The organism is Bosea sp. NBC_00550, from assembly GCF_026020075.1.
Lineage (GTDB): Bacteria > Pseudomonadota > Alphaproteobacteria > Rhizobiales > Beijerinckiaceae > Allobosea.
The window spans coordinates 4,110,723-4,131,200 of record NZ_CP102772.1 but is presented as its reverse complement, the minus strand read 5'-3'; the positions used below and the strand labels follow the sequence as shown (position 1 = coordinate 4,131,200).

Annotated in this window: 24 protein-coding genes and 1 other RNA gene; 16 read left to right on the top strand and 9 right to left on the bottom strand. The window is 67.1% G+C overall.

All coding sequences use genetic code 11. From position 1 onward, the window contains the following. The first annotated feature begins 47 nt into the window (after positions 1-47). Positions 48-1,019, top strand: coding sequence for a cysteine synthase A (cysK, locus tag NWE53_RS19865; RefSeq protein WP_265051077.1), 972 nt, complete (start codon positions 48-50; stop codon positions 1,017-1,019). Then, positions 1,016-1,468: a GNAT family N-acetyltransferase gene (locus tag NWE53_RS19860; RefSeq protein WP_265051076.1), complete on the top strand. Its 453-nt coding sequence runs from the start codon at positions 1,016-1,018 to the stop codon at positions 1,466-1,468. The genes cysK and NWE53_RS19860 overlap by 4 nt, the downstream gene beginning before the upstream one ends. A gap of 6 nt (positions 1,469-1,474) precedes the next feature. On the opposite strand, the gene NWE53_RS19855 is transcribed toward NWE53_RS19860, so the two are convergent. From NWE53_RS19855 to NWE53_RS19845, 3 genes are all read right to left on the bottom strand, one after another. Next, positions 1,475-2,344 carry a VOC family protein gene (locus NWE53_RS19855; protein WP_265051075.1) on the bottom strand — a complete coding sequence of 290 codons (870 nt, stop codon included), beginning with the start codon at positions 2,342-2,344 and terminating at the stop codon, positions 1,475-1,477. A 118-nt stretch (positions 2,345-2,462) separates the two neighbouring features. Then, complete coding sequence (locus NWE53_RS19850) at positions 2,463-3,695, bottom strand: NAD(P)/FAD-dependent oxidoreductase (RefSeq protein WP_265051074.1); 1,233 nt, start codon at positions 3,693-3,695, stop codon at positions 2,463-2,465. Further along, positions 3,695-4,744 carry a YihY/virulence factor BrkB family protein gene (locus NWE53_RS19845; RefSeq protein WP_265051073.1) on the bottom strand — a complete coding sequence of 350 codons (1,050 nt, stop codon included), beginning with the start codon at positions 4,742-4,744 and terminating at the stop codon, positions 3,695-3,697. Before NWE53_RS19845 ends, NWE53_RS19850 begins: the two co-directional genes overlap by 1 nt. A gap of 179 nt (positions 4,745-4,923) precedes the next feature. Here NWE53_RS19845 and NWE53_RS19840 point away from each other — a divergent pair, with 179 nt between their 5' ends. Continuing rightward, positions 4,924-5,622: an outer membrane protein gene (locus NWE53_RS19840; protein WP_265051072.1), complete on the top strand. Its 699-nt coding sequence runs from the start codon at positions 4,924-4,926 to the stop codon at positions 5,620-5,622. 3 nt (positions 5,623-5,625) lie between these two features. Here the strand turns inward: NWE53_RS19840 and recR are convergent, their stop codons facing one another. The 4 genes from recR to ffs all read right to left on the bottom strand — a co-directional run bounded on the left by recR (position 5,626) and on the right by ffs (position 8,733). Then, positions 5,626-6,231: a recombination mediator RecR gene (gene recR / locus NWE53_RS19835; RefSeq protein WP_265051071.1), complete on the bottom strand. Its 606-nt coding sequence runs from the start codon at positions 6,229-6,231 to the stop codon at positions 5,626-5,628. 108 nt (positions 6,232-6,339) lie between these two features. Next, entirely contained in the window at positions 6,340-6,660 is a 321-nt protein-coding gene (locus NWE53_RS19830) for a YbaB/EbfC family nucleoid-associated protein (protein ID WP_265051070.1), read from the bottom strand. 21 nt (positions 6,661-6,681) lie between these two features. Next, the gene (locus tag NWE53_RS19825) at positions 6,682-8,547 is read right to left on the bottom strand and encodes a DNA polymerase III subunit gamma/tau (RefSeq protein WP_265051069.1); all 1,866 of its coding nucleotides are present in this window, start codon (positions 8,545-8,547) and stop codon (positions 6,682-6,684) included. 89 nt (positions 8,548-8,636) lie between these two features. Further along, positions 8,637-8,733: signal recognition particle sRNA small type (gene ffs / locus NWE53_RS19820), an RNA gene on the bottom strand. Between the two features lie 230 nt (positions 8,734-8,963). On the opposite strand from ffs, the gene rpmH reads away from it, so the two are divergent. The 6 genes from rpmH to NWE53_RS19790 are packed head-to-tail and all read left to right on the top strand — an operon-like array spanning position 8,964 to position 13,256. Then, entirely contained in the window at positions 8,964-9,098 is a 135-nt protein-coding gene (rpmH, locus tag NWE53_RS19815; protein WP_038364779.1) for a 50S ribosomal protein L34, read from the top strand. A gap of 54 nt (positions 9,099-9,152) precedes the next feature. Then, a complete protein-coding gene (rnpA, locus tag NWE53_RS19810) occupies positions 9,153-9,581 on the top strand; it encodes a ribonuclease P protein component (protein ID WP_265051068.1) in 429 nt (142 codons plus the stop codon). A gap of 51 nt (positions 9,582-9,632) precedes the next feature. After that, positions 9,633-11,510 carry a membrane protein insertase YidC gene (yidC, locus tag NWE53_RS19805; protein WP_265054960.1) on the top strand — a complete coding sequence of 626 codons (1,878 nt, stop codon included), beginning with the start codon at positions 9,633-9,635 and terminating at the stop codon, positions 11,508-11,510. Positions 11,511-11,566: 56 nt separating this feature from the next. Continuing rightward, positions 11,567-12,199: a CatB-related O-acetyltransferase gene (locus tag NWE53_RS19800; protein ID WP_265051067.1), complete on the top strand. Its 633-nt coding sequence runs from the start codon at positions 11,567-11,569 to the stop codon at positions 12,197-12,199. Positions 12,200-12,208: 9 nt separating this feature from the next. Continuing rightward, entirely contained in the window at positions 12,209-12,874 is a 666-nt protein-coding gene (gene yihA / locus NWE53_RS19795) for a ribosome biogenesis GTP-binding protein YihA/YsxC (RefSeq protein WP_442864852.1), read from the top strand. Positions 12,875-12,881: 7 nt separating this feature from the next. Continuing rightward, positions 12,882-13,256: a DUF423 domain-containing protein gene (locus NWE53_RS19790; RefSeq protein ID WP_265051066.1), complete on the top strand. Its 375-nt coding sequence runs from the start codon at positions 12,882-12,884 to the stop codon at positions 13,254-13,256. Positions 13,257-13,264: 8 nt separating this feature from the next. On the opposite strand, the gene NWE53_RS19785 is transcribed toward NWE53_RS19790, so the two are convergent. Further along, complete coding sequence (locus tag NWE53_RS19785) at positions 13,265-13,447, bottom strand: YegP family protein (RefSeq protein WP_265051065.1); 183 nt, start codon at positions 13,445-13,447, stop codon at positions 13,265-13,267. Between the two features lie 180 nt (positions 13,448-13,627). On the opposite strand from NWE53_RS19785, the gene argB reads away from it, so the two are divergent. The 7 genes from argB to hisA all read left to right on the top strand — a co-directional run bounded on the left by argB (position 13,628) and on the right by hisA (position 19,449). Continuing rightward, the gene (gene argB / locus NWE53_RS19780) at positions 13,628-14,524 is read left to right on the top strand and encodes an acetylglutamate kinase (RefSeq protein ID WP_265051064.1); all 897 of its coding nucleotides are present in this window, start codon (positions 13,628-13,630) and stop codon (positions 14,522-14,524) included. Between the two features lie 182 nt (positions 14,525-14,706). Continuing rightward, positions 14,707-15,447: a pyrimidine 5'-nucleotidase gene (locus tag NWE53_RS19775; protein ID WP_265051063.1), complete on the top strand. Its 741-nt coding sequence runs from the start codon at positions 14,707-14,709 to the stop codon at positions 15,445-15,447. Positions 15,448-15,566: 119 nt separating this feature from the next. Then, on the top strand, positions 15,567-16,763 hold the full coding sequence (locus NWE53_RS19770; RefSeq protein WP_265051062.1) for an O-succinylhomoserine sulfhydrylase: 1,197 nt from the start codon (positions 15,567-15,569) through the stop codon (positions 16,761-16,763). A 225-nt stretch (positions 16,764-16,988) separates the two neighbouring features. Then, complete coding sequence (gene hisB, locus NWE53_RS19765) at positions 16,989-17,576, top strand: imidazoleglycerol-phosphate dehydratase HisB (protein ID WP_265051061.1); 588 nt, start codon at positions 16,989-16,991, stop codon at positions 17,574-17,576. 9 nt (positions 17,577-17,585) lie between these two features. After that, on the top strand, positions 17,586-18,074 hold the full coding sequence (locus NWE53_RS19760) for a DUF2628 domain-containing protein (RefSeq protein ID WP_265051060.1): 489 nt from the start codon (positions 17,586-17,588) through the stop codon (positions 18,072-18,074). Beyond that, entirely contained in the window at positions 18,071-18,727 is a 657-nt protein-coding gene (hisH, locus tag NWE53_RS19755) for an imidazole glycerol phosphate synthase subunit HisH (protein ID WP_265051059.1), read from the top strand. Before NWE53_RS19760 ends, hisH begins: the two co-directional genes overlap by 4 nt. Further along, positions 18,715-19,449 (top strand): 1-(5-phosphoribosyl)-5-[(5-phosphoribosylamino)methylideneamino]imidazole-4-carboxamide isomerase, encoded by a 735-nt coding sequence (gene hisA / locus NWE53_RS19750; RefSeq protein WP_265054958.1) that lies wholly within the window; start codon positions 18,715-18,717, stop codon positions 19,447-19,449. The genes hisH and hisA overlap by 13 nt, the downstream gene beginning before the upstream one ends. A 189-nt stretch (positions 19,450-19,638) precedes the next feature. On the opposite strand, the gene NWE53_RS19745 is transcribed toward hisA, so the two are convergent. Then, complete coding sequence (locus NWE53_RS19745) at positions 19,639-20,427, bottom strand: transporter substrate-binding domain-containing protein (RefSeq protein ID WP_265051058.1); 789 nt, start codon at positions 20,425-20,427, stop codon at positions 19,639-19,641. Between the last annotated feature and the right edge of the window lie 51 nt (positions 20,428-20,478).

The following is a 20,478-nucleotide window of genomic DNA, read 5'->3' as shown; positions in this document are numbered from 1 at the left end:
GAATTGACCTAGCTTCACCCCCAACATTCCCTCGAGGAGGATTCATCATGGCTGAAGCACAGAAGTCGACGAAAGCGCCCGGGCGCGGCCGCATCTACAACTCGATCACCGACACGATCGGCGACACCCCGCTCGTCAAGCTGAACCGGCTGCCGGCCGAGCGCGGCGTCAAGGCGACGATCCTGGCAAAGCTCGAATTCTTCAACCCGATCTCCAGCGTGAAGGACCGCATCGGCGTCAACATGATCGATGCGCTGGAGGCTTCCGGCGCGCTCAAAGCCGGCGGAACGCTGATCGAGCCGACCTCTGGCAATACCGGCATCGCACTCGCCTTCGTCGCGGCGGCGCGCGGCTACCGCCTGATCCTCGTCATGCCCGAGACGATGTCGCTTGAGCGCCGCAAGATGCTCGCCTTGCTCGGCGCGGAACTCGTCCTGACGCCCGGCCCCGGCGGCATGCGCGGCGCCGTCGCCAAGGCCGAGGAACTCAAGAACGAGATCCCAGGCTCGATCATCCCGCAGCAGTTCGAGAACCCGCACAACCCGGAGATCCACCGCAAGACGACGGCCGAAGAGATCTGGAACGACACCGACGGGCAGGTCGACATCGTCATCTCCGGCGTCGGCACCGGCGGCACCATCACCGGCGTCGGCCAGGTGCTCAAGGCGAAGAAGCCGGGCGTGAAGATGGTCGCGGTCGAGCCGGAGGATTCACCCGTCCTCTCCGGCGGCCAGGCCGGCCCGCACAAGATTCAGGGCATCGGCGCCGGCTTCGTCCCGGGCGTGCTCGATCGCAGCGTGATCGACGAGGTCGTCACCGTCGGCAACCAGACCGCCTTCGAGACGGCACGTGCGCTCGCCAAGAACGAAGGCATTCCCGCTGGCATCTCGTCGGGCGCTGCCGTCGCCGCGGCGATCGAAGTCGGCGCGCGGCCCGAGAATGCCGGCAAGACCATCGTCGTGATCATTCCCTCCTTCGCCGAGCGCTACATCTCCAGCGCCCTGTTCGAAGGTCTGTGAATCCGACGGCAGTCCAGATCGTCCGGCTGACTGAAGAGCTGCCGGACGATTTCGAAGCGCTGCGCCACGAGGCCGGCGCGGAAAGCTATCGCTTCGTCGAAGGGCTGCGCGAGGAGTGGCTGGCTGGCCGATATGATGGCGGCGACGATCGTTTCGCCGTCTTCGCCGCTTTTCACGAGGGCGAGCTCGCCGGCATCGGTGCCGTCACGCCCGATCCCTACGATGCCGAGCCCGACCTGCTCCGGGTGAGGCATGTCTATGTCCGGCCGCTGCACCGGGGCGCCGGCATCGGCCGCATCCTCGCAGCCGCGCTGATCCAGCAGGGGCTGGCGCTGGCGCCGCGCCTTTCGCTGCGGGCCGCCGATCCGCGCGCGGCCGCCTTCTGGGAAACGAAAGGCTTCAGGCCCGATACGGGCGGAACCCGCCGTTCCCATCTGCTGACGCGCTGAGCCGCCTCAGCGGACCAGGACCACCCTGTTGCCCCAGGGATCGGCGATCGTCGGAGCCGCATCCGATTCCGTGCCGCCCGCCGCGAGGATGCGTTGGCGCATGGCGGCGAAATCGGCCTCGTCCCTAGCCACAACCTCGAAGCGATCGAGACCGGCCTCGCCCGGCTGACGCGGCCGTGCAGCGCGGCTGCCCCAGATATTGCCGGCGATATGGTGGTGATAGCCGCCGCTGGCGAGGAAGCTGGCGCCGGGATAGTGCACCATCAGATCAAAACCGAGCAGACCCTGATAGAAGGCCTCGGCCGCGGCGGTATCGCCTACGCGGAGATGGATGTGGCCCATGCCCGTCCCCTCCGGCATGCCCGCATAGGCTCCGCTTTCGGCTTCGCCCAGCAGCTTGTCGAGATCGAGCCGCTCGGTCGCCATGGCGATGGCGCCGTCCGGCTTGCGCGGCCATTCGGCACGCTTGCGGTCGCGATAGATCTCGATGCCGTTGCCCTCGGGATCGGAAAGGTAGAGTGCCTCGCTGACGAGATGGTCGGAAGCGCCCTCGAGCGGGATGCGCGCCTCCGCCGCGTGCCCCAGCCAGTTGGCGAGATCGCGCCGCGACGGCAACAGAATGGCGATATGAAAGAGGCCAGCCGCAGAGGTTTGCTCCTTGGCGCCGGCGAGAAGCCGGGTGAGCACCTGCCCGCCGATGCCGAGTTCCGCGCTGTCCTTGTCTTCCCGGATCAGCCGCAAGCCGATCGCGTCGCGATAATAGGCGACGAGCTTCGCAAGATCGCGCACGCGCAGAGTCACCGCCCCGATGTGATAGGGCGCGTCATGGGCTTCGAGCCTTGCGGGTGTCGTCGTCTTCTCTGCAGTCGCGGACATGGCAGGTTCCTCTCGCGGCCGCCGAGCCGGCCGCCGCCAGTCAAAATGGCGATTCCGCCGTCGCTTGTCGCCTGTCTCGCCGGCAAGACCGGGATTGCAGGCCTGCAATGAGCCGCCTTCAGCCCGGCCTTGGTCTGTCGATGGCGAAATGGCCGAACCAGCTTTCCTCCCGGCCCCGGATCAGCGAACCGATCAGTCGCGAGGCGAGAAAGCTGAAGGTGATGCCGTTGCCGCCATAGCCATAGGCCGACAGCAGGCGCGGACTGCCCGGCACGCGTCCGATCAGCGGCAGTCCGTCCTCGGTCTGGCCGAAGGCGCCAGACCAGCTGTGTCCAAGTTCGAGATGCGCTTGCGGGATCAGCGCGTGCAGCCGGGCGAGCAGGGCTTTCGTCTTCTGCGGTCCGAGCGCCTCGCGCTTGTCGGGGTCGGCGAAGTCCTCGTCCTCGCCGCCGAAGACGATGCGGCCGTCCGTGGTGGTCCGGCAATAGCAATAATCCTCGGAGGCTTCCCAGACGAGGGCCGGCCCCGGCCACAATGTGTGGGGCGGCTGCGGAGCGGTCACGATCGCCCAGCTGGAGGCAACGCTGTGCAGATCGTCCCGGACAAGGTCGGGCATGACGTAGCCGGTCGCGAGCACGACATGATCCGCCTCGACGACATGCCCGCTCGCCAGGCTGACGGCAGCCGAGCGGCCGGCGCCATCGAAGCCGACCGCCTCGTCCCGGATGAGGCGCGCGCCGCGCTGCGCCGCCGTGGCGATCAGGGCATGGCACAGGCTCAAGGGATCGGCCTCGGCCGAGCCCGGCGAGACGATCGCCGCCTTTCGGTCGAAGCCGAAGGCGCCGAGCAGCGCCGCATGCTCGACGAACGCGCCCGGCAAGCCGGCGCGGCCGCGCAGTTGGGACTCGTCGAGCAGCTCGCGCGGGCCGGTTTCGCCGGCAGCGAGATAGACCGTCTGCCGATGACTGAAGCGACAGGGCAGTGCGAGTTCCTGAACGAGCCGGCCGAGGCCGTCGACCGCCTCGAAGCTCAGGCGGTAGACCTCGGCCGCGCGCTCGAAGCCGTAGAGCGCCGCCAGCTCGCGCAGCGGCAGGTCGATCTCCCATTGCAGCATCGCCGTCGAGGCGGCCGTGCTGCCGAAGCCCTCGCGCTCGCGATCGATCAGGACGACGTCGAGCTCCATTGCCGTCAGGTGCTCGGCGAGCAGCGCGCCGGTGATGCCGCCGCCAACGATAGCGACGTCGCAGCGGGTATCCTGCTCCAGGCGTCGCCCGGCCGGTCTTGCGCCGGCATGCCAAGGGCCAGAGCCGCTGCGCAAATCGTCATGGCGCGTGGTTTCGGGATCGAGCATCAATCTGCCTTCGCCTTGCCGACCCTGTCGGCCATGGTCGCGCCGCGCTCGCCGAGGGGTTTCGGCCGGCCGGTGGTGGTGTCGTGGGCGGTCTGGTGCTCGAGCTCGGCATTGAGTTCGGCGCCGGCGAGCACGATCGTCGCCGAGAGCCAGAGCCAGGTCATGAACACCACGACGGTGGCGAGAGACCCATAGGCCGCCGTGTAATTGCCGAGCGTGCTGACATACCAGGAAAAGGCATAGGAAGCCGCGCCCCAGAGCAGCGCGGCGGCGATGGCGCCGGGCATCACCCAGATGAAGCGCATGCGCTCGCGGCTGGGGCCGAGCCAGTAGAGACAGGCGATCGAGAGCGTCGCCATGACGAAGAAGGAGGGCCAGCGCACCAGCCGGATCAGCCGCTCCAGCTCCGAATGGAAGGGAAACAGCGCCGTCACGAGCGGCAGGCTCGCGATGGCGATCAGCGCCGCAGTGAGCAGGACCACGCCGCTCACGGTCGTGAACAGCGAGATCGCGTTGAGCTTGAGGAAGCTGCGTTTCTCGGCCTCGCGATAGATGATGTTCAGCGCGTCGAACAGGGCCTTCACCGCCGCGTTGGCCGACCATGTGGCGACGAGAAAGCTGACGTAGAAGGTCAGCGACAGGCCGAAGCCGGATTGGCCCGACAGACGCATCGCCTGTTCGTGAATGAGTTCGCGCGCCGCCTGGGGCAACATCGTCGTCACGGCGTCGAGCTGCTCTGCGATCGTGGCCGGATCGGTGAAGTAGCGGTAGATCGTCACCAGCAGCGAGAGCGCCGGCACGAGCGAAAGCAGGGTGAAAAAAGCGACGGCCCCGGCAAGCGAAGTCAACCGGTTGTCGATGACGTTGCCGGTAAAGCGCAGCAGCACGTCCTTCCAGCCGAGCCAGGTCATCTGCAGCGGCGTCCGCGCCAGCCGCCCACGCGCAGCCTCCTGCCGCCGCCGGCCGAGATGGTTTGAAAGCGCCCCTGACAGATAGCCCAGCGCGACCCCCACCCCGGCGGCGCCCGTGATCCGTTTGAGGAAAGCCATGTCGGGATGTGGTCTCCGCTGCGGGTTGCGGATGCAGCTTGCGAGCAACCGCGCTCGGCCGCAATCGTTCCCGTGCCGGGTGGCCCCGAAGCCGGCTTAGCCGATTGTTAACCTTAATGCTTCGTTATGAGCGAGCGCGTCCCGCCATTCCGGGCGCATCACGTTCCTCGGAAAGCCCGATGTCGAAGCTCAGATTTGCCCTGGCGGGATGTGCGGCCCTGATCGCCGGAACGGCCGCGGCCGCCGACCTGCGCGGCGTCGCCCTGCCGCCCGCGCCGGAGCTGCCCGCCTTCTATTCCTGGACCGGCGCCTATGTCGGCGTGCAGGGCGGCTACTCCTGGGGCAGCAACCGCGTGCGGATCGGCGCGCCGGTCGGCCCCTTCGCGCCGATGAGCTTCCGCATCGACGACGATTCCGCCTTCGGTGGCGCCCATGCCGGCTTCAACTACCAGTTCGGCAGCATCGTCCTCGGCATCGAGGGCGATATCGAGGCCGTCAACAGCCGCAGCCGCTTCGCTGGCGCCGGCCTCAACGGGCGCGTCAGCCAGGATTGGCAGGGCGCGGCGCGGGCCCGCATCGGCTATGCCTTCGACCGGCTGATGGTCTATGCCGCCGGTGGTGCCTCCTTCACGGAGTACGAGCGGCGCGTCTTCGATGCCGCCGGCCTCGGCGAGCGGCTGACCAGCACCCGGACCGGCTGGAACATCGGCGCCGGCGTCAATTTCGCCTTCACCGACAACCTGATCCTCGGCGCCGAATACCGCTACACCGATTTCGGCCGCAACCGCTTCGCGACCTCGGGCGCCTTCCCAGGCCTGAGCGGCAACCAGGACCTGTCGACGCACAGCGCCCGCGCGAGCATCGCGTATAAGTTTTGAGAGCTAGAAGCCCGTGCGCTGGCGGATCGCGGCGGCCAGCGTGCCGTCGTCGAGATAGTCGAGCTCGCCACCCACCGGCACGCCATGGGCGAGCTTCGTCACCTTGACCGGCAGATGAACCAGCAGGTCGGTGATGAAATGCGCCGTGGTCTGGCCATCGACGGTGGCATTGAGCGCGAGGATGACCTCCTTCACCGCCGGCTCGGAAGCGCGCGCGACCAGAGCATCGAGCGAGAGATGCTCAGGGCGCACGCCGTCGAGCGCCGAGAGAACGCCGCCGAGGACGTGATAGCGGCCGGAAACCGCGCCGGACCGCTCCAGCGCCCATAGATCCGAGATATCGGCGACGACGACGATGAGCCCATCGTCGCGGCGCGGGTCGGCGCAGAGGCCGCAGGGGTCGCTGGTATCGACATTGCCGCAGCGCGAGCAGACGACGATGCGCTCGCGCGCCACCGCCATCGCCTCGGAAAGCGGGCCGAGCAGCTGCTCGCGCTTCTTGACGAGATGCAGCGCCGCGCGCCTGGCCGAGCGCGGCCCGAGCCCCGGCAGCTTGGCCAGGAGCTGGATCAGCCTTTCGATCTCGGGGCCGGCGATGGCGCGGGACATATCAACTCATCAATGGAAGCGTCATGGTCGGGCTCGACCCGACCATCTCCGGACGGGAACCCTTTCGGCACGAGATGCCCGGGTCAAGCCCGGGCATGACGGCTTGTCTCAGAACAGCTTCATCCCGGGCGGGATCGGCAGGCCCTTGGTGATCTCGGCCATGCGCTCCTGCATGACACGCTCGGCGCGGCTGCGGGCATCGCTCGCGGCGGCCACGATCAGGTCCTCGAGGATCTCCCGCTCGTCCGGCACCATCAGGCTGGGGTCGATCTTCACGGCCTTCAGCGCGCCCTTGGCGGTCATCGTCACCGTGACCATGCCACCGCCGGCTGCGCCTTCGACCTCGATCGTGTCGAGTTCAGCCTGAACATCGGCCATCTTCTGCTGCATCTGCTGCGCCTGCTTCATCAGGCCCATCATGTCGCGCATGGAAAATCCTCCTCGGAAGGGTCAGAAATCGATGCCGTCGAAATCCGGCTCGGAATCGTCGAACAGCGGTTCGGCATCGGGCAGATAGTCGTCATCGGACGGCGCGGCAGCGCCCGTCTCGGCCGCCGCGATCGCGCGGGGGTCGCGGACATCGATGATGCGTGCGCCCGGGAAGCGCTCCAGCACGGCCTTGACCGAGGGGTGGGCGGCCGCGTCGCTCTCGCGCCGGCCCTTCGCCGCCGCCGCCTGCTCGCGCAGCGTGGCGCCGCCCTCCTCATTGACGACCGCGACCATCCAGGTCTGGCCGGTCCATTCCTTGAGGCGGCGCGACAGATCCTGCGCCAATGTGCGCGAGGCGCCCTCGGCGAGCGAGAACTCGATGCGGCCGGCCTCGAAGCGGACGGGGCGGATGTCGCGTTCGAGCGCGAGCTTCAGCGTGATGTCGCGGTGCTGGGAGGCCAGCGCGATGACGTCCTCCAGACTGGCGACGATCGCGGCCGGTGCCGCGACGGGGCGCGCGACCGGGGCCGGCGCCGGATTGGCGCTGGCGAGGATCGGCCGGGCGGCGAGCGCGGTGTTGCCGCCGCCGGAGGGCGGGCGCGGAGCGCCGCCGCCATGGCCGTTGCCGTTTCCGGGCGGGATCGCGCCGGAGCGGTCGCGCAGCAGCTTCAGCGCCTCGTCCGGCGTCGGCAGGTCCGCGGCATGGGCGAGGCGCACCAGCACCATCTCGGCAGCCATTACCGGCCGGTCGGCCTGCTTCACCTCGGAGATGCCCTTGAGCAGCATCTGCCAGGTGCGCGCGAGCACGCGGAGCGACAGGCGCTGGGCGAAATCGCCGCCGCGCACACGCTCGGCCTGGGCAAGGCTGTTGTCCTTCACCGCCTCCGGCACGAGCTTGAGGCGCGTCACCAGATGGGTGAACTCGGCGAGGTCGTTGAGCACGACCACCGGATCGGCGCCGGCATCGTACTGCGCGCGCAGCTCGCCAAGCGCCGCGGCGATATCGCCCTTCATCACGGCCTCGAAGAGGTCGATGACGCGCGCCCGGTCGGCAAGGCCGAGCATGGAGCGGATGTCGTCGAGCGTGATCCGGCCGGCAGCATGGGCGATCGCCTGGTCGAGGATCGAGAGGGAATCGCGTACCGAGCCTTCCGCGGCGCGGGCGACGGCGGCGAGCGCCTCCTGCTCGGCATCGACGCTCTCGGCCTTGCAGATGCCCGCGAGGTGATCGACCAGCACATCGGCCTCGACGCGGCGCAGATCGAAGCGCTGGCAGCGCGAGAGCACGGTGACCGGCACCTTGCGGATCTCGGTCGTCGCGAAGATGAAGCGCGCATGCGGCGGCGGCTCTTCCAGCGTCTTCAGGAAGGCGTTGAACGCCCCTGTCGAGAGCATGTGGACTTCGTCGATGATGTAGACCTTGTAGCGCGCCGACACCGGGGCGTAGCGCACGGCATCGTTGATCTGGCGGACGTTCTCGACGCCGTTGTTCGAGGCGGCGTCGATCTCCATCACGTCGATATGGCGGCCCTCGATGATCTCGCGGCAATGCACGCCGAATTCCCGCAGATCGGTGGTCGGCGCGCCGCCACCTTCGGGCGTCTGATAATTCAAGGCGCGCGCCAGGATGCGGGCGGTGGTGGTCTTGCCGACGCCGCGCACGCCGGTCAGCATCCAGGCCTGCGGAATGCGGCCGGCCGCGAAGGCATTGGTCAGGGTGCGCACCATCGCGTCCTGGCCGATCAGGTCGCCGAAATGCGCCGGCCGGTACTTGCGCGCGAGGACGCGATAGGGCGTCGGCGCGGCGGCTGCAGCCGGCGCGGGCGCCGGATCGAAACCGGCGAAACCGGGTTCGTCAGCAGAGGCGGCGTCGATTGGGTCGGTCATGAAAGCTGGTTTCGCCAATCGGGAGGCGAGGGTCAATGGCGCGGTGCCGGCCCATGCGTTTTGCCCTTGGCTTTCCCGTGGGCGCATGAGGTGGGAGGCTGGACGAAGACCCGTTCGGTCTCGTTAGGGCTGCTTCCTTCCGGACCTGACCCGGTTGGCGAGTGAGACGTCCCTCGCCAACCTCCCGCCCGCTATATCGGGGATGTCGTGCCGAATCGCAAGCCACTCGATAAAAGCCGCGAAGCTTCGTCGCAGCCCGTGCTTCGGCATTGACTCGGTATCATCCATCCGTCATAAGCCCGCGACCTGCGCAGCCGAAAGGCAGCGCCGACCCTTATCGCATGACAGGCTCGGTTGGCCATGCTTTCCCCGGAAAGCCGCGGCCGTCGTGCTCATAAAGGCCCCGGAGACGGACCGTGAAGAGAACCTATCAACCCAGCAAGCTGGTTCGCAAGCGCCGCCACGGCTATCGCGCCCGCATGGCGACCAAGGGTGGCCGCAAGGTCATCGCCGCTCGCCGCGCCCACGGCCGCAAGCGCCTGTCGGCCTGACGAGCCCTGGCGCGTGACAATGGCGCGCCGGTTACGGAAGACTGGCCAATCGCCATGCGCCTCGCCCGTCTGACGCAACGCAAAGAATTCCTGGCGGCGGCCGAGCACGGCCGCCGTTTTCGTTCGCCTGCCTTCATGGCCCAGGTGCGCGACGCCGCGCCCGATGAACAGCGCCGGGGCGGCGAACCCGTGACTCTGCGGCTCGGGCTCACGGCCTCGCGCAAGACCGGTAACGCCGTCAAGCGCAACCGCATCCGCCGCCGGCTGCGCGCCGCCGCCGCCCAGGCCCTGCACGATCAGACCGACAAGCGCTGCGACATCGTCGTCATTGCCCGCTCCGAGGTGTTGGGCGCGGATTTTCACGCACTCGTGGCCGATCTTTCCATTGCCATCGACCGGGCGAAGCCTCAAAAGCCGCGTGAGAAGTCCTCCGGCGACCGCCGCCGCCCGCTCCCCAAGCGCGAGTCAGCGCCGCAAACCTGACCCGACGCGCCCATAACCTGCCGGACCCAGCGAGATTCGTTTCCGATCATGATGAAAGAAGACAACCGCAATCTGCTTCTCGCGATCGTCATGTCCGTGGTCATCCTGCTCGGCTGGCAGTTCTTCTATGCCAAGCCGCAGATGGAGAAGCAGCAGGAGGCGGCGCGGCAGAACCAGCAGGCCCAGAGCCAGCAGGCCCCGGCGGCTTCCGGCTCGACCCCGGCACCGGCCACGCCCGGACAGCCGGCAGGCTCGGCCGCGCCCGGCGCTGCCCTGACGCAGGCCGCCGGCACGCGCGAGCAGGCGCTGGCGGCGAGCCCGCGCGTCCGCATCGACACGCCCAAGATCTCCGGCTCGATCTCGCTGACCGGCGCGCGCATCGACGACGTCTCGCTCAAGGCCTATCGCGAGACGGTCGATCCCCACAGCGCCAACATCATCCTGCTCTCGCCGCTGGGCGGGCCGAACGCCTATTATTCCGATTTCGGCTGGGTCGCGGCGCCGGGCAGCAATGTCGTCCTGCCGAACGCGACGACGGTCTGGACGCCCGACAGCCAGGTCCTGACCCCGGCCAAGCCGCTGACGCTGAGCTGGGACAACGGCCAGGGCCTGACCTTCCGGCGCGTCGTCAGCGTCGACGACAACGCCATGTTCACGATCCGCGACGAGGTCGACAACAAGGGCGGCAGCGCCGTGACGCTGTTCCCCTACGGCCAGGTCGTGCGCCAGGGCAAGCCGACCACTCTCGGCTACTACGTGCTGCATGAGGGCCTCGTCGGCAATCTCGGCGAGCAGGGCCTGCAGGAATACACCTACGACAAGATCGACAAGGAGCCGCTGCTCTCGCCCGGCACGACCGGCAAGAGCTGGAAGGACGCCGTCGGCGGCTTCGTCGGCATAACCGACAAGTACTGGGCTGCCGCCGTCATCCCGGACCAGCAGCGCAAATACGAGGGCCGCTACTCCTCGGTCCAGACCGGCACGGGCCACACCTATCAGGCCGATTTCCTCGGCGAGGCCATCGCGATCGCGCCGGGCGCCACCGTCTCCGCCAATGCCCGGCTCTTCGCCGGCGCCAAGGAGGTCGCGGCGGTCGACGGCTACGAGAAGAACCTCGGCATCAAGCGCTTCGAGCTGCTGATCGACTGGGGCTGGTTCTATTTCATCACCAAGCCGCTTTTCTTCCTGCTCGACTGGATCTACAAGCACGTCGGCAATTTCGGCGTCGCGATCCTGCTCGTCACGGTGCTGCTCAAGGCGCTGTTCTTCCCGCTCGCCAACAAGTCCTACGCCTCGATGGCGAAGATGAAGGCGCTGCAGCCGGAAATGACGGCGATCCGAGAGCGCTACGCCGACGACAAGATGAAGCAGCAGCAAGCGCTGATGGAGCTTTACAAGACGCAGAAGATCAACCCGGTCGCCGGCTGCTGGCCGGTGCTGCTGCAGATCCCGGTGTTCTTCGCGCTCTACAAGATCCTGTTCATCACCATCGAGATGCGGCACGCGCCGTTCTTCGGCTGGATCCACGATCTGGCGGCGCCGGACCCGACCAACCTGTTCAACCTGTTCGGGCTGATCCCGTTCACGCCGCCGGCCTTCCTGCATCTCGGCGCCTGGCCGATCATCATGGGCTTCACGATGTTCGTCCAGATGAAGATGAACCCGGAGCCGCCGGACCCGGTGCAGAAGATGATGTTCACCTGGATGCCGGTGTTCTTCACCTTCCTGCTCGGCTCGTTCCCGGCCGGCCTAGTGATCTACTGGAGCTGGAACAACCTGCTCTCGGTGCTCCAGCAGGGCTACATCATGCGCAAGAACGGGGTGAAGATCGAACTCTTCGACAACCTCAAGGGCCTGTTCGGCAAGAAACCCGCGACGGCAGGCGCCGTTGCCGCGCCGCCCAAGCCAGCCAACACCAACAAGAAGTGAGAGTTCGAAGGGCGGGGTTTCCCGCCCTTCGCATTTTCGGCCAAGGCCTTTCCGCGATGCCGCTACCCGATCCGCAGACGCGCCATCCCATTGCCGGCTGGAAGGGCACCGCCTTCCTCAAGGCCGTGGTCGACCACCCGCTGATCGAGGTCGGCGACTACAGCTACTATGACGACTCGCGCGGGCCGGAGCATTTCGTCGCCCGCTGCGTGCGCTATCATTTCGACTTCATCGGCGACCGGCTGATCATCGGGAAATTCGTCGCGATCGCGCAGGCCGCGCAGTTCATCATGAACGGTGCCAACCATCCGATCGGTGGCTTCTCGACCTTTCCCTTCCAGATGTTCGGCCTCGGCGATCCCGAGGCGCTGAAGCGGCCCGGCCCGAACAATCGCGGCGACCTGGTGATCGGCAACGATGTCTGGATCGGGCGCGAAGCCGTGATCATGCCGGGCGTGACGATCGGCGACGGCGCGATCATCGGCACCCGGGCCCAGGTGACGCGCGACGTGCCGCCCTATGCCGTCGTCGCCGGCAATCCCGGCCGGATCGTCAAGATGCGCTTCCCGCCCGAGATCGTCTCGGAGCTGCTGACGATCCGCTGGTGGGACTGGGATGCGGACAAGATCGCGCGGCACGTCGACGCGATCCAGGGCGCCGATATCGACGCGCTCCGCGCAGCCGTGTAGGCAGGGCGCATGACCACATCCATGACCAAGCCCTATGACGCCGAGGAGATCGAGGCCGCCCGCAAGCTCTTCGAGGGGCCGTGGGACTTCGTCTGGGCCTCGACCAAGATCGACGACCTGCCGCCGATGGTGGGGCAGGAGATCGCCTTCGCCGGCCGCTCCAATGTCGGCAAGTCCAGCCTGATCAACGCGTTGACGCGGCGCAACGCGCTGGCGCGCACCTCGCATACGCCGGGCCGCACGCAGCAGCTCAACTTCTTCCGCCAGGTCGACCATGACGAGCGGCTGACCATCGTCGACATGCCCGGCTATGGCTATGCCGCCGTCGGCAAGGAGAAGGTCGCGGCCTGGACCCGGCTGATCCACGACTATCTGCGCGGCCGCTCGAACCTGATGCGCGTCTATGTCCTGATCGACGCCCGCCACGGCATCAAGGATGTCGACGGCGCCGTGCTGGAGACGCTCGACAAGGCCGCCGTGTCCTATCAGGTCGTGCTGACCAAGGGTGACGCGCTCAAACCCGCCGATCAGCAGTTCATGACCGAGGCGACCTATGACGAGATCAAGCGCCGGCCGGCCGCCTTCCCCGAGGTGCTGCTGACCTCCAGCGAGAAGGGAGTGGGCATCCCCGAACTGCGCGCCGCGATCGGCCGGGTGCTGGCGGAGCGGGAGTGAGGGCTGCATGACCGCGACGAAGACCCACCTCGTCCTCGCCGCCCTGATGGGGCTGGCCGGCGTCGCGCTGCTGGCGGCCGCCGCTCACATCACCGGCACGGCCAATGTCCAGACCGCCGGACAGATGCTGCTGTTCCACGCTTCCGTCGTCATCGGCGCCACGGCGGCCCGCAAAGGCGGGTATCTTCAGGACGTCGTGGCGCGGTTCGCGCTCTCGGCCATCATCTTCGGCGCCACGCTGTTCGCGGCCGATCTGGCGCGGCGCGGCTTCGCCAACGAGGCGCTGTTCCCGCGCGCAGCCCCGATCGGCGGCTGGTTCATGCTCGGCGGCTGGCTCGGCCTTGCCGTCGCGGCCGTTCTGGCGAAGCCTGCCAGCCGCTGATCTGCGCGCTATTGCGGCGCGCAGGTCATGCCGTTGCGCTGAGCGTTGGCGACGCAGTTCGCCTTGCTTGCATAGCCTTCCGTGGAAGCGCCAACGATGCGCCCATTCGAAGCGACCCGGCGCCAACGCCACTCGCTACCCGAGGAATAGATTTCCCATTTGTCTCCGTTTCGATCGGTGCAACTGCTCATTGAGCTTCTCCCCAGCCAGCGAATCGACCTCGCCCTGTCGAGTAAAGCGCATGTTGCGATATTTTCAATCTATAGTTGCATCACTGGCAGTTCCCGCCTGCCGCTAGTCCTTCCGCGCTTGGCAAACTTCGGCTAGAAGCGCCGCCGGACCCTTCCTGCGGCCGCGCGGAGCCTGCCCGTATGACCGACCATCCCCTTCTGACGCCGTCGCAATCGGCCGAGCTGCTCGTGCAGGCGCTGCCGCATATGCAGCGCTACGACCAGGAAATCATCGTCATCAAATATGGCGGCAACGCCATGGGCGACGCCGCAACCGCCGAGGACTTCGCCGAGGATATCGTGCTGCTCGAGCAGTCCGGCCTCAAGCCGGTGGTCTGCCATGGCGGCGGGCCGCAGATCGCGGCGATGCTGAAGAAGCTCGGCATCCAGTCCGAGTTCAAGCAGGGCCTGCGCGTCACCGACGAAGCGACGGTCGAAGTCGTCGAGATGGTTCTCGCCGGCTCGGTCAACAAGGAGATCGTCGGCTACATCACCCGCGAGGGCGGGCGCGCCATCGGCCTTTGCGGCAAGGACGGCAACATGGTCACCGCCCGCAAGGTGACGCGCACCATCGTCGACCCCGATTCCAAGATCGAGGAGGTGCTGGACCTGGGCTTCGTCGGCGAGCCGGAGACGGTCAACACCGGCGTGCTCGACGCGGTGCTGAAGGCCGAGCTCATCCCGGTGCTCGCGCCTGTCTGCGCCGCCGCCGACGGCCAGACCTACAATGTCAATGCCGACACCTTCGCGGGTGCGATCGCGGGCGCGCTCAATGCCAAGCGCCTGCTGCTGCTGACCGACGTGCCGGGCGTGCTGACCAAGGACAAGCAGCTCATCCCCGAGCTCACGGTCGAGGAATGCCGCCGGCTGATCGCTGATGGTACGATCTCGGGCGGCATGATCCCGAAGATCGAGACCTGCATCTACGCGCTGGAAAAGGGCGTCGAGGCGGTCGTCATCCTCGACGGCAAGGTGCCCCACGCCGCGCTGATCGAGCTCTTCACCGACACCGGCGCCGGCACGATCATCCGGCGCTGAGAAGCAAGCGGCGTCATTCTCGGGCGGAGCAAAGCTCCGCCCCGAGAATCTCGTGACCAGAGGGTGCTTGTTTCCGAGATGGTCGGGTCAAGCCCGACCATGACGGCATGAGCCCTCGCCGCGATTAAGCCTTGGCCAAGGACTTGCAGCGCAGACTCCGGCTCGCCACATCACGGAGTCCAATGAAAATACTCGCTGACACACCGGCCGCGACCCCGCCCCTGACGGCGCAGGCCTTCGCGCATGTCGACCACTGGATCTTCGATCTCGACAACACGCTCTATTCGCATGAGGCCAAGGTCTGGCCGCAGGTCGACGAGCGCATCACGCTGTTCCTCTCCGAGCTGTTCGGGCTCGACGGGCTCTCCTCGCGCGCGCTGCAGAAATACTACTACCAGCACTACGGCACGACGCTGAAGGGGCTGATGGAGGAGCATGGCATCGATCCCGACGACTTCCTCGATTTCGCCCACCAGATCGACCTGACCCTGCTCGACCCGAACCCCGATCTCGGCGCGGCGATCGCGGCCCTGCCCGGCCGCAAGCTGATCCTGACCAACGGCTCGCGCGGCCATGCCGAGAACGTCGCCGGCAAACTCGGCATCCTCCATCACTTCGAGGACATCTTCGACATCGTGCAGGCCGGCTTCACGCCCAAGCCCGAGCGCGCGACCTACGAGAACTTCCTGGCCAAGCATTCGGTCGATCCGGGACGCGCCGCGATGTTCGAGGACATCGAGAAGAACCTGCTGGTCCCGAGCGCGCTCGGCATGAAGACCGTGCTGATCGTGCCGAAGACGCCCGATCCCTTCCGCGAAGCCTGGGAGCAGGCCGCCGTCGAGGCCGGACATGTGCATCACGTCACGGCCGACCTGACCGGCTTCCTGCAGCCGCTTGGACGGCCGGCCGAACGCCTGGCCTGAGCGCGCAGAAGGTTTGGCGCTCACGGCGTTTTCCGAAAAGGAAATTCTGTTCTTCTTTACGAACAGAAGGGGAGATGCTAGTTGCCTTGTCCGTTAAAAAGAACGGACTGAGGTTCCCCATGTCGGCATCGGACAATCCCGCAGCCAAGCTGCACCCTGAAACCCGCCTCGTCCATGCCGGCACGATGCGTTCGCAGTTCGGCGAGACCTCGGAAGCGCTATTCCTGACGCAGGGCCATGTCTACGACAGCGCGGAGCAATGCGAGGCCCGCTTCCTGAACAAGGATCCGGGCTTCCAGTATGCCCGCTTCTCGAACCCGACCGTCGCCATGCTCGAACAGCGCATGGCCGCCTTCGAGGGCGCCGAGGCCTGCCGCGCGACCGCGACCGGCATGGCCGCCGTCACCGCCGCGGTGATGGCGCCGCTGCGTGCCGGCGACCATGTGGTGGCGGCCCGCGCGCTGTTCGGCTCCTGTCGCTACATCGTCGAGGATCATCTGCCGCGCTACGGCGTCGAGTCGACGCTGGTCGACGGCAGCGACATCGAGGCCTGGCGCAAGGCTGTCAGGCCGAACACCAAGATCTTCTTCCTCGAGACCCCGTCGAACCCGACGCTCGAGGTGATCGATATCGCCGCCGTGGCGAAGATCGCCAAGGCGGCCGGCGCCCGGCTCGTGGTCGACAACGTCTTCGCCACGCCGCTCTTCCAGAGGCCGTTCGAGCTCGGCGCCGATCTCGTCGTCTATTCCGCGACCAAGCATATCGACGGGCAGGGGCGTTGCCTCGGCGGCCTGATCGTCGGCTCGAAAGAGCTGATCGAGGGCGATATCCAGACCTTCCTGCGCCAGACCGGCCCGGCGATCTCCCCCTTCAACGCCTGGGTGATGCTGAAGGCGCTGGAGACGCTGCCGCTGCGCGTCGCCAGGCAGGCGGAGAACGCCGTCAAGGTCGCGGATTGGCTCGCCGCCCACGCCAAGCCGTCCAAGGTCATCTTCTGCGGCCATAAGAGCCATCCGCAGGCCGAGATCATCGCGCGCCAGATGAGCGGCCCGTCGACGCTGATCGCCTTCGAGGTGCCCGGCGGCAAGGACGCCGCCTTCCGCCTGCTCAATGCCTGCAAGCTGATCCGCATCTCGAACAATCTCGGCGATGCCAAGAGCCTGATCGTCCATCCCGCGACGACGACGCATCAGCGCTTCACCCCGGAAGTGCGCGCCGATATGGGCGTGACCGACGGGATGATCCGCCTCTCAATCGGGCTGGAGCATGCCGACGACCTGATCGCCGATCTGGAGCAGGCGCTGTCGAAAGTCTGAGGGCTTTTCCCACACAAGCCTCCGCCGTCATCCCGGACAAGCCGCGTGAGCGGCGCCGATCCGGGATCCATGCCGGAACTCCTGCCGGAATCGCTCTGGTATGGATCCCGGGTCTCCGCTTCGCTGCGCCCGGGATGACGGCGGAGGTTCCTGCGCTGCCTGTGGCCATCCCCGCCCGCCCCTGCTAAAGCGAAACCGTTTTCCAGCCAGCCCTGAGAGGCCAGCATGCGTTCGGGCGAAGTGAAGCGCCGCACCAACGAGACCGATATCGCGGTTTCGCTCACGATCGACGGCACCGGCAAGGCCGAGATCGCCACAGGCGTCGGCTTCTTCGACCATATGCTCGATCTGTTCGCCCGCCATTCCCTTGTTGACCTCAAGGTCGCGGTGAAGGGCGACACCCATATCGACGACCACCATTCGGTCGAGGATGCCGGCATCGCCATGGGCGAGGCGCTGAAGCAGGCGCTCGGCTCCAAGAAGGGCATCCGCCGCTACGCCGACGTGCATCTGCCGATGGACGAGACGCTGACGCGCGTCGCGATCGACGTCTCCGGCCGGCCCTTCCTTGTGTTCAGGACCGAGTTCAAGGTGCAGAAGATCGGCTCGTTCGACACCGAATTGGTGCGCGAGTTCTTCCAGGCCTTCGCGATCAACGCCGGCATCACCCTGCATGTCGAGACGCTCTACGGCGACAACGCCCACCACATCGCCGAGAGCTGCTTCAAAGGGCTCGCACGGGCGCTGAGGCAGGCGCTTGAGGTCGATCCGCGCGAGGGCGACCGCATTCCCTCCACCAAGGGCGCTTTGTAGGAGGCGGCCGTGGCGTTCTATACCGTCATGACACCGCCGCCCGTCGCGGGCGGCCGGCGCGAGGAGATCGAGCAGGCCAGACTCATCCCCGAGAGCTTCTCCTGGGCGGCCTTCCTGCTGACGGGCCTCTGGCTCCTCGGCAAGCGGCTGTGGCTGGTGACCCTGCTCTTCGTGCTGATCTGGGGCGCGCTGTTCTACCTGCGCAGCCGCCTTGGCCTGCATCCCAGCGCGCTCTCGCTGATCTACTGGTCGACCGCACTGTTCCTCGGCATCGAGGGCAACAACCTCGTCGTGCGCAAGCTCACGCGGAACGGCTGGCGTCTCGCCGACGTCGTCGAGGCGCGCAGCCTGCCGGAAGCCGAGCGTCGCTATTTCGAGCGGGCGCTGGCCGGCGAGGCCGCGCCGCCCCGCGCCGAGACCGCGCCTCCCGCGATGGTGTCACGCCCGAGCGGGCCGCTGCCGATCATCGGCCTGTTCCCGGAGGCAAGGGGGCGATGAGCCAGAGCGTCGCGATCATCGACTACGGCTCGGGCAATCTGCATTCCGCTGCCAAGGCCTTCGAACGGGCGGCGCAGGAGAGCGGCATCGCCTCGACCATCCACGTCACCAGCGATACCGCCATCGTGCGCGCGGCCGACCGGATCGTACTGCCGGGCGTCGGCGCCTTCGCCGATTGCCGGCGCGGGCTCGATGCCGTGCCCGGCATGGTCGAGACGCTGGAAGAGGTGGTGCGGGCCAAGGGCCGGCCCTTCCTCGGCATCTGCGTCGGCATGCAGCTCCTTGCCTCGCGCGGGCTGGAATACACGATCACGCCGGGACTCGGCTGGATTCCGGGCGATGTCGCGCTGATCGAGATCGACGACGACAGCCTGAAGATTCCGCATATGGGCTGGAACACCCTTCACAAGCAGGACGAGCACCCGCTGCTCGACGGCATCGAGACCGGCCCGCAGGGGTTGCACGCCTATTTCGTGCACTCCTATGCGCTGGTTCCCGAGCGCGCGCAGGACGTACTGGCCTTGACCGAGCATGGCGGGCCGGTGACGGCGATGGTGGCGCATGGCAACGTCGCCGGCACGCAGTTCCACCCCGAAAAGAGCCAGACCCTGGGGCTGAAGCTCATCGCCAATTTCCTGAGCTGGGCGCCATGATCCTCTTTCCCGCGATCGACCTGAAGGAAGGCCGCTGCGTCCGGCTGAAGCAGGGCGACATGGCGCAGGCCACCATCTTCAACGATGATCCAGCCGCGCAGGCCGCCGCCTTCGAAGCGCAAGGCTTCCAGTGGCTGCATGTCGTCGATCTCGACGGCGCCTTCGCCGGCAAGCCGATGAATGCGACGGCGGTCGAGGCGATCCTCGCCCGCGTCGCCTTCCCGGTGCAGCTCGGCGGCGGCATCCGCGACATGAAGACGGTCGCGGGCTGGCTGGAGAAGGGCATCCGCCGCGTCATCATCGGCACGGCGGCGGTGCGCGATCCCGGCTTCGTGCGCGAAGCGGCGAAGGAATTTCCGGGGCAGGTCGCGGTCGGCATCGATGCGCGCGACGGCTTCGTGGCTGTGGAAGGCTGGGCTGAAACCTCGACATTGGCTGCGGCCGATCTCGGCAAGCGCTTCGAGGATGCCGGCGTCGCCGCGATCATCTACACCGACATCGCCCGCGACGGCATGCTCCAGGGCATCAACTGGGACGGCACGATCGCGCTGGCGAAGGCCGTGTCCATCCCGGTCATCGCCTCGGGCGGCCTGGCCTCGATGGCCGATATCGAGCGGCTCTGTGCTCCCGACGCCGCGATCCTCGAAGGCGCGATCACGGGACGCGCGCTCTATGACGGCCGCATCGATCCGGGGGCGGCGCTGAAGCGGCTCGCGGCCTGATCGTCCTTCTCTGGAACCTCATCGTCATTCCGGGGCAAGCGCGCAGCGCTTGAGCCCGGAACCCATGAACACCATCGCTACCGATGAAGGCTGTCGGTATCGCTTTTCGCTTTGCCCTGAACCGTCGTGTTCATGGATTCCGGGCTCGGCCCTTCGGGCCGCCCCGGAATGACGGTGGATGGTTACAAATTACCGCACGAACTGGTTGTATATCCCAGCGAATTCGCCCGTCGCCCTGGCGAGGTGGAGCCATTGGTCTACGAAGGCCTTGAAGGTCGCGTCGCCGCGCGGGAGCATGTAGCCCATCTCGCCATATTGCAGCGGTTCGTCGGGATTGACGGCGCAGAGGCCGGGCTTGGCCTTCTCCTGGACCTTCACCTCGATCGACTCGGCGATCATCAAATCGGCCTTGCCGGCGAGGATCTGGTCGAAGATCGTGACGTTGTCGGGATAGACCTCGATCTTGGCCTGCTTGAAGTTGGCGCGCACGAAGCGCTCGTTGGTGCCGCCCGGATTGACGATGACGCGCGTCTCCGGCTTGTCGATGTCGGCGACCGTCTGGAACTTGCCCTTGTCGGCGCAGCGCACGATCGGCGCCTTGCCGTTGACGAGATAGGGCGCCGAGAAGAACACCTTCTTCTGCCGGTCGAGCGTCACCGAGATGCCGCCCATGGCGACGTCGCATTTGCCCGAGCCCATATCGGTCAGCAGATCGGCCCATTTGGTCTGGACGAACTTCGCCTCGACACCGAGCGCCTTGGCGAGCGATTTCGCCAGCTCGATGTCGATGCCCTCGAAGGAGCCGTCCTTCGCCAGGGTGAAGGGCTTGTAGTCGCCGGTGGTGCAGATCTGCAGCGCGCCGCGGCTCTGGACGGCGTCGAGCAGGCTCGTCTGAGCCTGCGCGCCCGTCGCGACCGTGGCCGCGAAAACCAAGCCGAGCGCGACGCCGGCCTGCCGAATCATCGATGCAATAGCCATGGAACTCCCCTCTTTGGACTGCTATCAGTCCCCGCCAGCAGAGCAGGCTTG